The sequence below is a fragment of the Trujillonella endophytica genome (assembly GCF_900110555.1).
In the GTDB taxonomy this organism is placed as follows: Bacteria; Actinomycetota; Actinomycetes; order Mycobacteriales; family Geodermatophilaceae; genus Trujillonella; species Trujillonella endophytica.
This window is the reverse complement of sequence record NZ_FOEE01000014.1, coordinates 95945-112462: the sequence shown is the minus strand read 5'-3', so window position 1 is coordinate 112462 and position 16518 is coordinate 95945. Positions and strand designations below refer to the sequence as shown.

Below are 16518 nucleotides of genomic sequence, written 5' to 3'. Positions count from 1 at the left end.
CCGGCGAGGGAGCCGCGCCCGCCCGGGCGGGGTGAGCCCTACGGGGCCAGCCAGGCCCCGTCGAGGAGCACCGAACCGGTTCCGTAGAGCCCGACGCCCTGCAGGTCGCCGAGGACGTTCTCGCGCGTCGCGCTCCAGATGATGAACGGGTAGAGCTCGGCCACCCGCTCCTCCACCGACCGGTAGAGCTGGACGCGGGCCTCGTCGTCCGTCGCCACCCGGGCCGCGTCCAGCGCCTCGTCGATCTCCGGGTCGGAGATCTTGGAGAAGTTGAGGAACGACGTCGAGTACAGGCCCGAGTACAGCTGCGGCTCGGGGTCGACGAACTGCAGGCCGGCGATGCTGGCCTGGAACTGGCCACCGGTCAGCGCACCCTGGGCGCCGGCGAAGTCGCGGTTGTCGATCTCCATGGTGACGTTGTCGAACGCCGCCAGCTGCGACTGCATGGACTGGGCGACGGCCAGGGACTCCGTGGTCGGGAAGGTGACCATGGTGAACTCGACCGGACTGCCCTCGTCGGCGAGCTCGTCGAACAGCTCCTGCGCCCGCTCGGGGTCGGCGCCCGAGAGGTACTCCCCGGTGTAGAACGGCGAGTCCTCGCCGAACAGCGACAGCGGCACGGTGCCCTCGCCGTTGAAGACCGCGCTCTGGACGACGTCGAGGTCGATCGCCTTGTAGACCGCCTCCCGCGCGCGGGGGTCGTCGAACGGGGCGACCTGCGTCTGGAAGACGACGGTGCTGCCACCGTTGGGCCGGCTCGGCACCGCGACCGTGATGCCGGCCTCCTCGGCACGCTGGGTGATCACCGGGCTGTTGTTGAGAATGGCGTCCACCTGGTCGCTCTGCAGCGTGTTGAACCGCTGCTGCGCGTCGTTCTGCGCGGTGAGCGTCAGGCCGTCGAGGTAGGGCTTGGGCGCATCCCAGTAGGCGTCGTTCCTGACCAGCTCCATCGCGCCGCCACGACTCCAGCTCTCGAGGACGAACGGACCCCCGCCGATGGGAGCCGCGTCGAACGAGGCCTGGTCGCCCTCGAGCGCCGCAGGCGAGGCGATCCAGTTGAGCGCGCTGGTGGCGACCGTCTGGTCGAACGCGAGCGTCGGCGTGTTGAGCGTGAACTCCAGCGTCCGGGGGTCCACCACCGTCGTCGTCCTGATGTTGATCGCGACCGCGATGACCGGCGCCCGGAGCTCGATGCTGCGGTCGCGGTCCCAGTTGGCCTGCACCGCCGCCGCGTCCAGCGGGGTGCCGTCGGAGAACGTCAGCCCCTCCTGGAGCACCAACCGGTACGTCGTCCCCCCGTCGGTCGTCTCCACGCTCTCCGCCATCGACGGGCTGACCTCGCCGGTCACGGGGTCGTTGGTGACCAGCGCGCCGTAGAGCGCGTTGCCGACGAGCGAGTTGGTCGTCAGGTTGTTGCTCAGGTAGGCGGGGTCCAGCGTCCGCGGCTCGCTGACCATGCCGATGGCCGCGGTGCCGCCGGCCACCGGTTCACCGGAGCCCGAGCCGGCGGAGCCGCCTCCGTCGTCGTCCCCGCCGCCGCAGGCGGTGAGCGCCAGTGCCGCGGTGACGGCCAGTGCAACCAGGGAGTTCCGTCTGCGGTGCATCGCGGGACCTCTTCGATCGGGGACGGGGGTACGGGCAGGGCGTCATCCGCGGAACTGCGCGGCCGGCCCGGCGAGTGCTCGATTGAGCGGGCGTTCACAGAAGTGTGACGTGGCACCGGTGAGGCACGCCACAGCCAAACTAGTAATGATGGTAACTATTGCGTAACAGCGGTGCCGGGCCCGCGCGGCGCCCGGGCAGGCGTCCGCGTCCCGTGGCGGGTCGGCTCAGTCGCCGGCCGTGCGGTCGAACCGGGCGCGCAGCGAGTCGCCGATCTGGTTGAGGGCGAACACCGTGAGGAAGACGACCACCGCCGGCACGAGCACCAGGTACGCGGCGTCGTCGAGGGAGTCCTTGCCGTCGGCGATCATCCCGCCCCAGCTGGGCGTGGGAGCCGGGATGCCGAGCCCCAGGAAGCTCAGCGAGCCCTCGGCGACGATCAGGGACGCGATCACCAGCGGCAGGTAGGAGGCCACCGTCGGCAGCACGTTGGGCAGGATCTCGCGCCGGATGATCCGGGGGCTGGTGGCGCCCATGTTGCGCGCCGCCCGGACGAACTCCCGGGACCGCCAGGCGATGGTGTTCGCGCGGGACAACCGGACGAACGACGGGATGACCAGGATGGTCAGCCCCACCGTGAGGGTGAACAGGCTGGGCTTGGTGACCGCCGAGATCGACAGGAGCAGGATCAGCGGGGGGAACGCGAGCAGCGCGTCGGTCACGTAGGTGATGACGGCGTCCACCCAGCGCCCGAAGTACCCGGCGAGCAACCCGAGGAACGTCCCGATCACGAAGGCCACGGTCCCGGCGACCAGGCCCACGACCAGGGACACCCGACCGCCGTACAGGATGCGCGAGAGGACCGAGCGGCCGAAGTTGTCGGTCCCCAGCAGCAGGTCCAGCCCGTCGCCGAAGCCGGGGGTCGTCCGCGGCGGGCCGGCCGCGATGTCGAAGTCGCTCACCGGCAGCAGCGGCACCAGGGCGGCCAGCACCACGACGAGGGCGAGCCAGGAGTAGGCAAGGCCCACCGACAGCGAGCGGCGCCGGCGCACGACCGGCACGACGGGCTCGTGGGGACCCGATTCCGCCAGCACCCCGCCGGTCTGGTCGAGGTAGTCGATCTGGGTCACGCCCTGGCCTCCTTGCGCACGCGGGGGTCGAGCAGGCCGTAGCCCACGTCGACCGCGGTGTTGAGCGCCACGTAGACGACGGCGATGAAGGCCACGACACCCTGGACCACGACCACGTCCCGCGAGGTGATGGAGTTGACGACGAGCGAGCCCAGCCCCGGCAGGGAGAACAGCGTCTCCACGATGACCGTGCCGCCCAGCAGCCGGCCGGTGCTGATGGCCAGCAGCGTGATGAGCGAGAAGGACGACGGCCGCAGCGCGTGCCGCAGCATCACGAAGGTCGGCGACATGCCCTTCGCGCGGGCGGCCGCGATGTAGTCCTCGCGGAGCGTGCTGACGAGGTCGGTCCGCAGCAGCCGCTGGAACGCCGCGATCTCCGCCAGGGCGATGGCGAACGCCGGGAGCAGCGCGCTCTCCAGGTTGGGGCCGATCCCCTCGGAGAGGTCGTTCCAGCCGGAGACCGGGAAGAGGTCCAGCTGCAGGGCCAGGAAGTAGACGAGGATCGGCGCCGCCACGAACGCGGGGATCGAGAGCGAGGCCGAGGAGATCGCGCTGGTGAACCGGTCGACCACGCTGCCCGGACGCGCCGCCGCCGCGATCGCCAGCGGGACGGCGATCCCGAGGGCGATGACCTGCGCCAGGAGGGCCAGCTCGAGGGTGACGGGGAGGCGCTCCCAGATCGTCTCCGTCACCGGCAGGTCGGTGAGCAGGGACGTGCCGAGGTCGCCGTGCAGCGCGTTGGTCAGCCAGTCCCAGTACTGCACGAACACGGAGTCGTTCAGGCCGAGCTCCTCGTTGAGCGCGGCGACGGACTCCGGGGTGGCGGCGGGGCCGAGGATGACCGTGGCCACGGAGCCGGGAGCCAGGCTCAGCAGCGCCACGACCATGAAGGTCACGAGCAGGACGACGAGCAGGCTGCGCGCCACCTTGCGGAGCGTGCCGAGGAGGGTCACGCGGTGCTCCTCGCGGGGACGGGGACGGGGACGGGGATCGGGAGCGCGGCATCGCCGGAGCCCGTCGGGACCTCCGGGACGGGCAGCGGGTGGTGGCAGGCGGCGAACTGCCCCGGGCGCACCTCGGCCACCTGGGGTTCCTCGCTCGCGCACAGCTCGTCCGCCCGGGGACACCGGGTGCGGAACCGGCAGCCCGTCGGCGGGGACAGCGGGGAGGGCAGATCCCCCTCGAGAGCGGGTCCGGAGAAGCCGTCGACGGCGTCGGGCTGCGGCACGGAGTCCAGCAGGGCTCGCGTGTAGGGGTGGGCGGGGTACGCGTACACGGCCTCGGGCGTACCGAACTCGCAGAGTTTCCCGAGGTACATGACCAGCACCCGGTCGCTGACCGTCCGGACGACGTTCAGGTCGTGGGCGATGAAGACCACCGTCAGGCCGAGGTCCCGCTTGAGGTCCTCGACCAGGTTGAGGATCTGGGCCTGGACGGAGACGTCGAGCGCCGACACCGGCTCGTCGCAGATCAGCAGCTGCGGCTCCACGGCGAGTGCGCGGGCGATGGCCACGCGCTGGGCCTGACCTCCGGAGAGGCGGCGGGGCAGCAGGTCGCGGAACCGCTCGTCGGACAGCCCGACCGCCGCCAGGACCCGGCCGGCCGCCGCCTCCTGCTCCTTCCTGGAGGCGCCGGCGATGTCGAGGCCCTCGACGACGAGCTCGCGGACCGGACGACGCGGGTTCAACGACCCGACCGGGTCCTGGAAGATCATCTGCATCTCCCGGCGTAGCGCCCGCATCTCGCGCTCGTCGAGGTCCTCGATGGCGCGCTCGCGGAAGCGGATCCTCCCCGAGGTGACCGTGTCGAGGCGGAGCACCGCCCGGCCGGTCGTCGACTTGCCGCAGCCGGACTCGCCGACGATCCCCAGCGTCTCCCCGGGCAGGACGTCGAAGCTGACCTTCGACACCGCCTGGACGACGCCGGCCGACGTCCGGTACTCGACGACCAGGTCCTCGACGCGCAGCAGCGCCTCGTCCCCGCGCAGGTGCGCGACCCCGCTACCGGCCATCGTGCGCACCACCCGCGCCCACCAGGTGCGAGGTGACGACCGGGTTCAGGCAGGCGATCCGGTGGTCCACGCCGACCGACTCCATCTCGATCGGGCCGCCGGCACAGCCCTCCACGGCGGCGGTGCACCGCTGGTGGAACCGGCAGCCCGGTGGCGGCGCCGTGGGATCGGGCAGGCTGCCCTCGATCACGCGCAGGCGGGCGTGCCGCTCCTGGTGGAGCGTCGGCGTCGCGTCGAGGAGCGCGTGCGTGTAGCGGTGGCGGGGCGCGGCGAAGACCTCGCGCGTGGCCCCGGTCTCCGCGAGCCTGCCGGCGTACATGACGGCGACGCGGTCCGTGCGCCCGGCGACGACCGAGAGGTCGTGGCTGATGAGCATCATCGCCATGCCCCGGCTGCGCTGCACCCGGCGGAGCAGGTCGAGGATCTGCCGCTGGATGGTCACGTCGAGCGCGGTCGTCGGCTCGTCGGCGATGAGCAGGTCCGGCTCGCAGGCCAGGGCGATCGCCAGCATGACGCGCTGCCGCATGCCCCCGGACATCTGGTGCGGGTAGTTGCCCAGCCGGCGTTCGGGATCGGGGACACCGACCTCGTCCAGGAGCGTCACGGCGCGGGTGCGCGCCTCCGCGCGACCGACGCCGAGGTGTCGCCGCATGCCCTCGGTGAGCTGTCGCTCGACCCGGACGACGGGGTTCAGGGAGCGGCCCGGGTCCTGGAACACCATGCCGATCCGCTTGCCCCACAGGTCACGCTGCTGCTTGACCGGCAGCGCCATCAGGTCGCGACCCTCGAAGAGGATCGAGCCCGACCGGACGGCGCGCGGAGGGAGCAGGCCCATGATGGCCCGGGCGAGCATCGACTTGCCCGAGCCGGACTCGCCGACCACCCCGAGCGCCTGACCGGCGCCGATGGCGAGCGAGACGTCGTCCACCGCGCGCACCGCGCCGCGGGCGCTGCCGATGTGCATGTGCAGGTGGGAGACCAGGAGCAGCGGCTCGGTCATCGGACGGGTTCCTCCGTGTCGCCGTTCGGGAGTGCTCCGGTGCGCGGTGGTCCCCCGGGAGGTGCGGGGAGGACCCGGGTCGCCGGGGAGCTGCGACGTGGGTCACAGCATTGAACACGGCTTCACGACTGTCAACGCTAAAGCAGTAATGATTGACAAACGGGCGGGAGGCGCCCGGCCCCGACGAGCGGGCAGCTCGACTCCGGGGCGCCCGGCTACCGCGGGGCGGCGAAGGAGTCCCGCACGAAGGCGCGGAACTCGTCGTCGTCCACGACCACCGACGTACCGAGCAGGGTCGGGTCCATGCCGTGGTGGGCCGTCACCAGCGCCGACAGCAGGCGGACGAGGACCAGGGGGTCCCCGGCCCGGATGCTGCCCTGCCGCTGCCCGCGGGCGATGAGCTCGACGACCGGGGCGAGCGCCTCGTCGCGCCGCTCCGCGAACACCCCGAGCTGACGGGGGAACTCCTCGGCTCCCCCGGGCGCCACCATGCGGGCCGACAGCTGGCCGAAGCCGGGATGCTGCCGGTGGAAGCCGATGACGACGTCGACCCAGTCGACGAGGACGTCGATCGCCGGCCCGGCCCGCTCCGCGCACGCGCTGGTCAGCTCGGCCAGCCGCCCCCCGCGCCGGCGGAGCACCTCGGCGAACAGGTCCTCCTTGTTGGTGAAGAACAGGTACACCGCCCCGACCGAGAACCCGCACCGCTGGGCGACCTGCTGGAGGCTGGTGCCGCGGTAGCCCCGCGCACCGAACAACTCCTCGGCGGTGTCGAGCACCTCGTCCCGGCTGGCCTCGATCCGCGGACGCCGGTCGGGGCGCGGCACGTCCCCGGAGGCGCCGTCCGGGAGAGGCGTGGCCATGCGGCCAGGATCGCACGCGCCCGGTCCCCCGGACCCCGGATCAGGTCGACACCAGCGCGCGGATGCCCTCCACGCTGACCTTGAGCGAGCCGGTGCGCGGGAGCCGGTCGACGACACGGACCCGGGTCGGGACGCAGTAGGCCGGCAGCCGGTCCCGGACGAACTGCTTGAGCTCCTCCTCCGTCGGCGGCTCCGCTCCGTCGACGAGTTCCACGGCGGCGAAGGGCACCTCCCCCAACCGTTCGTCCGGGGTGCCCACGACGCCGGCGTCCTGCACCGCGGGGTGCTCGACCAGCGTCGAGATCACCGTCTCGGGCAGCACCTTGAAGCCGCCGCGGTTGATCGCCCCGTCGGCCCGCCCGTGCAGGTAGAAGAAGCCGTCCTCGTCCCGCGAGGCGAAGTCGTTGGTGCGGATCCAGTCCGGGCCGAGCATCTCGACCGCGGCCTCCAGGATCCCCCGCTCCCCGATCGGCACCTCCGCACCGGTGGCCGGGTCGACGATGCGCACCTGCACGCCGGGGTACGGCTTGCCCGAGCTGGCTCGCTTCGCCGCGCCGAACTGCTGGTACAGGTCCCAGGTCCAGGTGAGCACCCCGCCGGCGAACTCGGTGGCGCCGTAGGACCACAGCACCGGGATGCCGTACTCCTCCTCGAACCGCTGCTTGAGCTCCGGCTCCAGCGGTCCGGCACCGCCCATGTACAGCTGGACCGACGCAAGGTCCTCGCGCGGCACGCCGGCGCCGAGGATCATCCGGATCACCGCCGGCGGGCCGCCGAGCGCCTTGAGCCCGAACCGCTTGACGTTGCTCACCAGCTCCTCGACGGAGAACTTCTCCAGCAGCACCGTGCGCCCGCCGGAGAACGGCACCGCGATGAGGCTGCACACCCCGCTGATCCCGCCGAACGGCGCGAACAGCACCGACGGCGTCGGCTCTCCCGCAGGGCGGGCCATCAGGGCGCTCTGGGCGGCTCGCTCGAGCACCGGCATCCGGATGGCGATCCGCTTCGGGGGGCCCGTCGTGCCGCTGGTCAGCACCTGGACCGACGGCTCGGGCGGCGGCTCGGCGAACGGGCCGGGGCCGAGGACGTCCAGCCCGTCGACGACCGTGACCCGCTCGCCGTCCAGCGTCAGCGCGATCCCCACGGTCCCGCAGCGGCGGGCCGCCTCGACCACGGGCGGCGTCCAGTCCGCACGGTCGGCGACGAGCACCGCCGGCCGCAGCCGGTCGACGTCGCGGGCCATCGCCTCGGCCGACTGGAAGGCGTAGACGAGGGCGAACGAGCGCGCGGCGCCGACCAGCCCGATCATCGCCGCGGCGTGCGGGACCCGGTTGCGGACGACGAGGGCGACCGGCGCGTCCTCCGGCACCCCCGCGGCGCGGGCGAGCTCCTCGATCCGGGAGCTGATGCCGGCCAGGTCCTCGCCGGTGTACCAGACCCCCTCGAACTCGATCACCGGGTCGGCGCCGTAACCGGCGAGCCGTTCGCGGATGAGGGTGCTGAAGTCGGTGGCGGTGCTGCTCTCCACGCGGGGACCTCCTCGTCGCCTTGTGGGTGCAATCTAGCCAATGATGGTGAAGATGGGCAGTGGGCGGCGACGCCGATCCGCCCCGGCCCTACGCTGGCGGGATGGCCGATCCGTCGTCCGCCGGGAGCGCGCCCGCGGAGGGACTGCCCACCACCGCCTACACGGTGCTGGGCATCCTGGCGACGCTCGACGAGGAGCTGACGGCCGCGGAGATCAAGAAGCGCTGCGACTACACGCTGCGCTGGTTCTACTGGTCGCCGGCGGTCAGCCACATCCGCCGCGAGCTGTTCCGGCTGCGGGACCTCGGCCTGGTCACCGAGCGGGAGGTCCCCCTGGGGCGCCTGCGCCGCAGCGTCGTCTACCGCACCACCGGGCCGGGCGAGGAGCTGGTCCGCCGCTGGGCGGCCGCGCCCGCGGTCGACGAGCCGGCGGTGCTCAAGGACCCGGCGCTGCTGCGGGTGTACTTCGGGCACTTCACGCAGCCGCACGAGCTCGTCGGCATGCTCGACCGCCGGCTGGCGCAGCTCGAGGAGCAGATCGCCGACCTCGTGTGGAGCCGGCGCCGCACCCACGAGCTGGGCCTGGACGCCGAGCCCGACCTGCGGCACCGCCTCGCCCTGGGCGACTACCTGCTGCGTGCCGCGCACTTCGAGCAGGGCAACGTCCGCCAGCTGCGGGACGCCATCGCCGACGCCGACCCCGAACGACCCGGCCTGCGGGTCACCCGCCCCCGCGGCGAGCTCCGCCGCCGCCCGCCCCGCGAGGAGTAGCCGCGGGTCGAGCCGCGCCGGCACCCGGCCGCGGGTCGAGCCGCGCCGGCACCCGGCCGCGGGTCGAGCCGCGCCGGCGACCGTGGAGCCGCGCCACGACGCGGCTCCACGGTCGGCCGCGCGGGTCAACACCCGGCAGGCCGGGCGAGTCCTCAGTTCTCGTCGGAGACGACGCCCAGGTAGGTGCCGTAGGCGGCCATCGGCCGGCCGTCGTGCGCGTACCGCGCCAGCAGCCGGCTGCGGGAGGAGACCTCCTCGTCGTCGGCCACCAGGTCGAAGCGGACGTGCACCGAGCGCGATCCCGCCGGGTCGGTGAACTCGATCGTCACCGCGACCGTGCCCGCGGCCTCGTCGGGCACCGCCGCGGTGATCCGGTGCCGGGAGGTGAGCTCCAGGAAGGTCTGCGGGCCGGCCAGCTCGACGGTCACCGGGGCGCACAGCTCCCCGGGCCGCGGCGGCACGCAGAGGGTGGTCGGCAGCAGGGGCGCGCTCATCCGGTCACAGCCCCGCCGGCCGGGTGCCGACGACGCCGGCCTCGGCCAGCCGCGCCAGCTCGCCCGCGTCGAGCCCGAGCTCCCCGCCGAGGACGTCGTCGTTGTGCTGGCCGAGCGTCGGCGCCGCCGCGGTGATCCACGGGCCCGGCAGGCCGGCGAACCGGAAGGGCATCGCCGTCGTCGCGAAGGTGCCGAGCACCGGGTGCTCGACCTCCTCCCAGAACCCGCGCGCCGCCAGCTGCGGGTCGGCGACCAGGTCCGCCGGCGCGGCCACCCGCGCCGCCGCGATGCCGGCCGAGCGCAGGCAGGACTCGGCGTCGGCGACCTCCCGACCCGCGGCCCACGCCCGGAGCACCCCGTCGAGCTCGTCGGCGGCCGCGCGCCGGCCGGCCTCGGTGGCCAGGTCCGCGCGGGCGGCCAGGTCCTCCCGGCCCAGGACGGCGGCCAGTCGCGGCCACGCCGCGTCGTCCAGCACCGCGACCGCCACCCACTCGTCGTCGCCGGCGCAGCGGTAGACCCCCTGCGGCGCGGCGCCGGGGCCGCGGTTGCCGTCGCGCCGTGGCTCGGCGCCGAGCTGCGCCGCCAGGAAGGCCTCGACGGCGACGGTGAGAGCCGTCTCGACCATCGTCGCCTCCACCTGCATGCCGGCGCCGGTGGCGTCGCGGACCTCGAGCGCGACGATCGCCGCGAACGCGGCGTGCAGCCCGGCCAGCGGGTCGCACACCCCGCGCGGGATCAGCGGCAGCCCGTCGGCGCGGCCGGTCATCCACGCCATGCCGCTGGCCTGCTCCATGGTCTGGGCGAAGCCGACCCGGTCCCGCCACGGCCCGTCCAGCCCGAAGGCCGGCATCCGGACGACGACGGCGCGCGGGTTGGCCGCCCGGATGTCGTCGTACTCCAGCCCGAGATTGCCCAGCACTCGCGGCGAGAAGTTCTCCATCACCAGGTCGGCGCCGGCCATCAGCCGCAGCGCGAGCTCCCGCGCCTCGTTCCGACCGAGCTCCAGGGTGACCCCGCGCTTGCCGCTGTTGGAGGCCTGGAACAGGTGCCCGGTCTCCCACCACAGGTCCTCGGTGGCCGGCCGGGTGCCGGAGAACCGCATGCCGTCGGGGCGCGCCAGGCCCTCGACCTTGACGACGTCGGCGCCGAGCGCGGCCAGCGTGTGCGTGCCGGCCGGACCGGCCCAGAAGGCGGTGAGATCGACGACCCGGAGTCCGGCGAGCGGCCGGTCCGGCGCGGCGTCGGCCACCGGCCGGGGCCGCGCCGGCCAGTCCGGCAGGTCCCCACCCACCGCCGGGACCTCCCCCGGCGGCACCGTCGCGAAGGCGTCACTGCGGTAGGGCACCCGCGGCTGCAGCAGCCCCTCGCGGTTGCGCACGAACACGCCCCGCTCGCGGAAGTGGTCGATGCCGGCCACGGTGGCCGGCGTGCCGATGGGCGCCACCGGGATCCGCAGCGCGCCGGCGAACTCGACGATCTCCGCGGTGGTGCGGGTCGCCGCCCAGTCCTCGACCATCGGCAGGAACTCGTGCCGCCGGGCCACCCGCGAGCCGAACGACGCCAGCCCCGGGTCCCCGATCAGCTCGGGCCGGCCGATCAGCACGAGGAAGTCGGCGAACTGCTGCGCGGTGACGGTGCAGAAGCCGACCAGCCCGTCGGCGGTCGGCACGATGCTGGGCAGCTCGAGCATCCGCGGGGACGGCGCCAGGTCGGGACCGAGCAGCTGCCCTTGGACGGCGCCGAGCCCGCCCATCGTGACGACCATCGCCTCGAACGCCGACACGTCGACGGCGTCGCCCCGCCCGGTCCGCCGGGCCCGGCGCAGCGCGGCCGCGCCGGCGACCGCGGCGTAGACGCCGGCCACCCACTCGCCGATCCGCCCGCCCGCCTGCAGCGGCTCCTCCCCCGGCCAGCCGCGGGTGCCGAGCGAGCCGCACATCGCCTGGAGCACGAACTCGTTGACGGGCAGGCCCGCGTAGGGCCCGGTCGTCCCGAACGGCGTCACCGAGACGACCGTCGTCGCCGGGTGGCGGCGCAGGTCGACGTCCGCGACCAGCTCGCCGTGCGACCCGTCCGTGAGGACCACGTCGACGTCGGCCAGCAGCTCCGCCGTCCCCGGGCCGGCCGACACCGACCGCTTGCCGGCGGCCAGGAACCCGAACAGCGGGCCGCGCGCCCGCAGCGGCGAGCCGCCGAGCGGCTCGACCAGGACCACGTCGGCGCCCGCGTCGGCGAACAGCCGCCCGCCGTAGGCCGCGGAGACCCCGGCGGAGAACTCGACGACGCGGACGCCGGCCAGCGGCACCGGCCGGGCCGCGGTCACTTCCCGGCGGCGGCCTTCGCGGCCGCCTCCGCGGCGGCCTTGGCGGCCTGGCCCACCTGGGTCATCCGGCCCCACGCCTCGAGGTCGCGCTCGCCGGCCTCCCGGCCGACCCGGGTGACGACGTCGACGTCGGTGGCCTGGCTGCGCAGGTAGCCGGCGGTGGCCTGCTCCCTCGGGATGTAGCGGAACGGGTCGAAGGAGTAGGCCTTCATCGCGTTCAGGTGCGTGATCTTGTCGATCTGCTCGTCGGCGAGGAAGCCCATGGTCTCGATGACGTCCTCCGGCGCGAACGGCCAGCTCGTGTCCGAGTGCGGGTAGTCCGACTCCCAGCACAGGGCGTCCTCGTTGAACCAGTCGAGCAGCCGGACGCCGACCTTGTCGCTGATGAAGCACGTGTAGAAGTGCCTGCGGAACACGTCGGCGGGGCCCGAGTAGCCGGGCGGGAACTCGTGCTTGGTCCACCCCGAGTGCCGGTCGTGCACGTGCTCGGCGCGCCACAGGAAGTAGGGGATCCAGCCGACGTCCCCCTCGGTGAGGGAGAACTTGAGGTCGGGGAAGTCCTTGTAGAACCCGGCCCACAGCATCTCGACCAGCGTGAACATGCTCATCATCGACGACGACGCCATGCCGACGCTGGGCGGCGCGTCGTGCGACACCGCCGGCGTGCGCGACGACGAGCCGACGTGCGTGCACAGCACCGTGTTCGTCTCCGACGCCGCGGCGAACAGCGGGTACCAGTAGTCGGTGTGGATGCTCGGCATGTTCAGCGCCTGCGGGTTCTCCGAGAAGGTGACCGCGTGGCAGCCCTTGTCCGCCAGCCGCCGCACCTCCTTCGCCGCCTCCTCGACGTCGAACAGCGGGAGGATGCCGCAGGGGATGAACCGGCCCGGGTAGGCGCCGCACCACTCGTCGACGTGCCAGTCGTTGTAGGCCCGGATCATCACGAGGTTGGTGTCGCGGTCGGGGCCCTGGTTGAGCACCTGGCCGGAGAAGCCGGTCCAGTTGGGGAAGTTGAGGCCGGCGAGCTGGCCGCCGGCGTTCATGTCGCGGACGCGCTCGTCGACGTTGAAGCAGCCCGGCCGCATCTCGTCGTAGCGCAGGACGTCGACGTTGAACATCTCCCGCGGCTTGCCGGCGACCGCGTTGAGGCCGAGGTTGCGGCCCTTCAGGTCGCCGTAGAACCACTGCTGCGTGCCGTCCTCCTGCACGACCACCCGCGGCGCCCGGTCCCGGTACGCGGCCGGCACGTGCGCGTCGAACATGTCCGCGGGCTCGGAGATGTGGTCGTCGACGCTGACCAGGATGAGGTCGTCCTTGTTCACGGCGGGGTCTCCTCGGAGGGTGCGGGGGCGAAGTACGGGAGCGTGAGGTCGCCCGGGACGGCGACGAAGCGGACGGCGACCGGCATGCCGGCGGCGATCTCTTCCGGGGCGACGTCGACCAGGTTGGTGAGCAGCTGGAAGCCCTCGGCGACGTCGACGATCGCGGGTGCGTAGGGCACCTCGAACGCGGGCGTCGCGGGCCGGTGCACGACCGTCCAGCTGTAGACGGTCCCGCGGCCGGAGCTGACCGCCCAGACGAGGTCGGCGGCGAGGCACTCTCTGCAGTGCTCGGCGGGCGGGAACTGCACCGCGGCGCACGAGCGGCAGCGCTGGAACCGCAGCTCGCCCGCGGCGCAGCCGGCCCAGAAGGGGGCGCTCACCCCGCCCGGCGGCGCGTGCGGCAGGGCGTGGCGCTGGGGGTGCAGGGTCATGCCCGGTCCGTCCCGAGCAGGACGACGGTGGTGAACAGCGCACCCGCGCCGCCGCCGCTGCACAGCGCCACCCGGGCGCCGGGCACCTGGTTCGGCCCGGCCTGCCCGCGCAGCTGCTGCACGCCGCGGACCACCCGCTGGAACATCTGCGGCGCCGCGCCGGCATGGCTGAAGGCCATCGTGCCGCCGTCGGTGGTCACGGGGGTGCGCCCGGTGAGCTCGATGTGGCCGTCCTCGACGTAGGGGCCGCCCTCGCCGGGGCCGCAGAACCCGAAGGCCTCCAGCTGGCGGATCACCTCGAAGGAGAACGGGTCGTAGAGCTCGAGCACGTCGACGTCGGCCCGGTCCAGACCGGCGCTCGCGAAGGCGCGCCCGACCGCCCGCTCGCCGATGCGGCCGAGCACCGGCCCGCCGCGCCGTCCGGCGAGGTCCCAGGCCGGGGGGTTCCGGTAGGAGGGGCCCATGTGGTCCGAGCCCGAGCCGAGGACGTGCACCGGCGGCTGGGGGGCGTCGGCGAGGCGGTCCGCCGCCGCGATCACCAGCGCGCACCCGCCCTCGCTGGTCATCGAGCAGTCCAGCAGGTGGAAGGGGTCGGCGATCATCCGCGAGGCCAGGACGTCCTCGGCCGTGACGGTGCCCCGGCCGGCGTAGACCGCGCCCGGGGTGGTCGAGCCGTGGGTGCGGATGGTCGCCGCGACCCGCGCCAGCTGCTCGGGCGTGGTGCCGTAGGTGATCATGTGCCGGCGGGCGATCAGCGCGAACTCGGCGGCGGTGAACAGCCCGAAGGGCACGACGAACTCGTTCTCCGGCCGGGTCCAGGGGGCCGTGGCGGACCGGTCGGTGTAGCCGCCCGCCTCCGCCGCGACGACGAGGACGACGTCGGCCTCACCCGCCTCGACGGCGTGCACCGCCTCGGTGACCGCCTGGATGCCGAACTGGCGGCCCAGCCAGGCCGGGCCGAGGCGGAGGTCGTAGAGGAGCGCCGCGGCGGTCGCGTCCCCGCTGATCCCGTCGACGTCGTCGAGGGTCAGGCCGGCGTCGTCGAGCGCGGCGAGCGCGGCGGAGACGGCCAGCCCGCGGGAGGTCGCCCCCTCCAGGCGGCGGGCCTGGGCGGTGTTCGCCACGCCGACGATCGCTGCCCGGCGGTCCGTCCCCGGCATGCACGACCCCCAGCGACGAGTGACCCAGCTCTCGAACGGACGAGACTATTAGAACTATGTTTCACCGCCCGGTCAAGAGCGCCGCCGCACTGGACGGCGGGACAAGCCCGTACCAAGGCCGCGGACGATTGGACTAATAGTCCGACCGAACACGTCGGGATGGCCACGGCGGACCCGACCGTCAGTCAGCGTCGTGGAGCAGCGAGTCGGCGATCCGCTCGCCGATCATGAGGCAGGTCAGGTTCGTCGGAGAGCTGACCTGCAGCGGTATCAGCGAGGCGTCGGCGATCCGCAGTCCCGGCACCCCGAAGACCCGCCCCTCCTGGTCGGTGACGACGTCGGGACCGGGCTCGGCCCCCATCCGCGCCGTCCCCACCGGGTGGAACCCGCTGCCGCAGTTCGCCCGCGCGTGGGCGAGGAGCGCGTCGTCGTCGTCGATCACCGCTGCAACGGCCGGCGAGACCTCCTTGACCAGGGGGCACAGGTGCTCGCCGTGCAGGGCGGCCCAGGCGGCCCGGGCCCCGGCACGGATGTCGGCCTGGTCCTGCGGGTGGGAGAGGAAGTCCAGGTCGATGACCGGCTGCACCTGCGGGTCCCGGCCGGCCAGGGTCACCGTTCCGCGCGAGTGCGGACGGGCGAGGCCGGCGGAGATGGCGATGACCGGGTCCGCGGACGGGTCGCCGTAGAACGAGCCGAGCGCCTGCGGGCTGAACAGCGCGAGCAGGGCCAGGAACCACGGCTCGGTCTCGCTGCGCGAGTAGAAGGCGAAGTAGTTGTCGGGGTCCTGCTCGACGCCCGGCCGGGCGAGGGCGGTGACGAAGGCGCCGGTGTGGTCCTGCAGGTTGCGGCCGACGGCGGGGACGTCGAGGACGACGGGGATCCCCAGCCCGCGCAGGTCGTCGGCCGGGCCGATCCCCGAGCGGAGCAGGATCGGCGGCGTGGCCACCGCGCCGGCCGCGAGGGTCACGCGGGCGCCCTCGAACCGCTCGGTGCGGCCCTCGCCGGTCAGGGCCTCCACGCCCACGACCCGGTCGCCGTCGAGCAGCAACCGGTCGACGAGCACTCCGGCGCGGATCGTCAGGTTGGACCGGCTCCGGGCGGGCTCCAGGTAGGCCGAGGCGGTCGACCACCGGATGCCGTCGCGGACGTTGTGCGCGGTCGGCCCGGCGCCCACGACACGGTGGTCGTTGTGGTCCTCGATGACCGGGTGCCCGGTCGCGGCCATCTCCTCGGCGAACGCGCGGGTGATCGGCTGCCAGCCGTCCCGGGGCTGGCGGCGGATCGGGATCGGCCCCCCGGTCCCGTGCACCGCCGGGTCACCGGCGGGATCGGACTCCAGGCGTCGGAAGTACGGCAGGCACGCCTCGAGGCTCCAGTCGGGCGCACCGGCCCGCACCCAGCGGTCCAGGTCGCCGGGGGTCGGGCGCATGGCGACGGCGGCGTTGACCGCGGTCGACCCACCGAGGGTCCTGCCGCGGGGGTAGGGCAGCACGCGCTCGGGGGTCATGTTCGCCGTCCAGCCCCAGTCGGCACCGGTGAAGGTGACGAAGGGGTCGCGCAGCGGCTCGGGCAGCGCGTCGACGGACCCGAAGTCGGGGCCGGCCTCCAGCAGCAGCACCGAGCGGGTGCCGTCCTCGCTCAGCCGGGCGGCGACCACCGCTCCCCCGGCCCCGGAACCGACCACGATCTCGTCGTACGCCACAGCGCGTCCCCCACCCCTAAGTGTCAATCTTTACCAGTGCAGCCTCCCGCGGATGTGGCCCACCTCGCAACGGCGCAGCGCACCGGCCCGAGTCCTGCGTTCTCGTGGCCATCGAGCCGCGATCACCACGAGTTCGCGCGGGTCGGCGCCGCCGCCGCCCGAGGAGCCCGCGCGTGCCCGGC

At 73.7% G+C, this 16518-nt stretch carries 14 protein-coding genes; 1 reads left to right on the top strand and 13 read right to left on the bottom strand.

The window, feature by feature from the left end; all coding sequences use genetic code 11:
- Positions 1-38: 38 nt before the first annotated feature.
- The 7 genes from BMY88_RS19240 to BMY88_RS19210 form a co-directional block, all read right to left on the bottom strand.
- Positions 39-1604 (bottom strand): ABC transporter substrate-binding protein, encoded by a 1566-nt coding sequence (locus tag BMY88_RS19240; RefSeq protein ID WP_091947481.1) that lies wholly within the window; start codon positions 1602-1604, stop codon positions 39-41.
- Positions 1605-1829: 225 nt separating this feature from the next.
- A complete protein-coding gene (locus BMY88_RS19235) occupies positions 1830-2732 on the bottom strand; it encodes an ABC transporter permease (protein ID WP_091947475.1) in 903 nt (300 codons plus the stop codon).
- A complete protein-coding gene (locus BMY88_RS19230; RefSeq protein ID WP_211435729.1) occupies positions 2729-3685 on the bottom strand; it encodes an ABC transporter permease in 957 nt (318 codons plus the stop codon). The genes BMY88_RS19235 and BMY88_RS19230 overlap by 4 nt, the downstream gene beginning before the upstream one ends.
- A complete protein-coding gene (locus BMY88_RS19225) occupies positions 3682-4743 on the bottom strand; it encodes an ABC transporter ATP-binding protein (protein WP_091947600.1) in 1062 nt (353 codons plus the stop codon). The genes BMY88_RS19230 and BMY88_RS19225 overlap by 4 nt, the downstream gene beginning before the upstream one ends.
- Positions 4733-5743, bottom strand: coding sequence for an ABC transporter ATP-binding protein (locus BMY88_RS19220; RefSeq protein WP_091947470.1), 1011 nt, complete (start codon positions 5741-5743; stop codon positions 4733-4735). Before BMY88_RS19220 ends, BMY88_RS19225 begins: the two co-directional genes overlap by 11 nt.
- Positions 5744-5958: 215 nt before the next feature.
- Positions 5959-6606, bottom strand: coding sequence for a TetR/AcrR family transcriptional regulator (locus BMY88_RS19215; protein WP_091947467.1), 648 nt, complete (start codon positions 6604-6606; stop codon positions 5959-5961).
- A gap of 40 nt (positions 6607-6646) precedes the next feature.
- On the bottom strand, positions 6647-8134 hold the full coding sequence (locus BMY88_RS19210; RefSeq protein ID WP_211435728.1) for a class I adenylate-forming enzyme family protein: 1488 nt from the start codon (positions 8132-8134) through the stop codon (positions 6647-6649).
- A gap of 101 nt (positions 8135-8235) precedes the next feature.
- On the opposite strand from BMY88_RS19210, the gene BMY88_RS19205 reads away from it, so the two are divergent.
- The gene (locus BMY88_RS19205) at positions 8236-8904 is read left to right on the top strand and encodes a PadR family transcriptional regulator (RefSeq protein ID WP_139220521.1); all 669 of its coding nucleotides are present in this window, start codon (positions 8236-8238) and stop codon (positions 8902-8904) included.
- A gap of 152 nt (positions 8905-9056) precedes the next feature.
- Here BMY88_RS19205 and BMY88_RS19200 read toward each other — a convergent pair whose 3' ends face one another.
- From BMY88_RS19200 to BMY88_RS19175, 6 genes are all read right to left on the bottom strand, one after another.
- Complete coding sequence (locus tag BMY88_RS19200; RefSeq protein ID WP_211435727.1) at positions 9057-9398, bottom strand: hypothetical protein; 342 nt, start codon at positions 9396-9398, stop codon at positions 9057-9059.
- Between the two features lie 4 nt (positions 9399-9402).
- Complete coding sequence (locus BMY88_RS19195) at positions 9403-11721, bottom strand: CaiB/BaiF CoA-transferase family protein (protein ID WP_211435726.1); 2319 nt, start codon at positions 11719-11721, stop codon at positions 9403-9405.
- The gene (locus BMY88_RS19190) at positions 11718-13043 is read right to left on the bottom strand and encodes an amidohydrolase family protein (RefSeq protein ID WP_091947458.1); all 1326 of its coding nucleotides are present in this window, start codon (positions 13041-13043) and stop codon (positions 11718-11720) included. Before BMY88_RS19190 ends, BMY88_RS19195 begins: the two co-directional genes overlap by 4 nt.
- A complete protein-coding gene (locus tag BMY88_RS19185) occupies positions 13040-13474 on the bottom strand; it encodes a Zn-ribbon domain-containing OB-fold protein (RefSeq protein WP_091947455.1) in 435 nt (144 codons plus the stop codon). The genes BMY88_RS19190 and BMY88_RS19185 overlap by 4 nt, the downstream gene beginning before the upstream one ends.
- Positions 13471-14634, bottom strand: a complete 1164-nt coding sequence (locus BMY88_RS19180; protein ID WP_091947452.1) for a thiolase family protein — start codon at positions 14632-14634, stop codon at positions 13471-13473. The genes BMY88_RS19185 and BMY88_RS19180 overlap by 4 nt, the downstream gene beginning before the upstream one ends.
- A 181-nt stretch (positions 14635-14815) precedes the next feature.
- Positions 14816-16336 (bottom strand): GMC family oxidoreductase, encoded by a 1521-nt coding sequence (locus BMY88_RS19175; RefSeq protein ID WP_170861189.1) that lies wholly within the window; start codon positions 16334-16336, stop codon positions 14816-14818.
- Positions 16337-16518 lie beyond the last annotated feature (182 nt).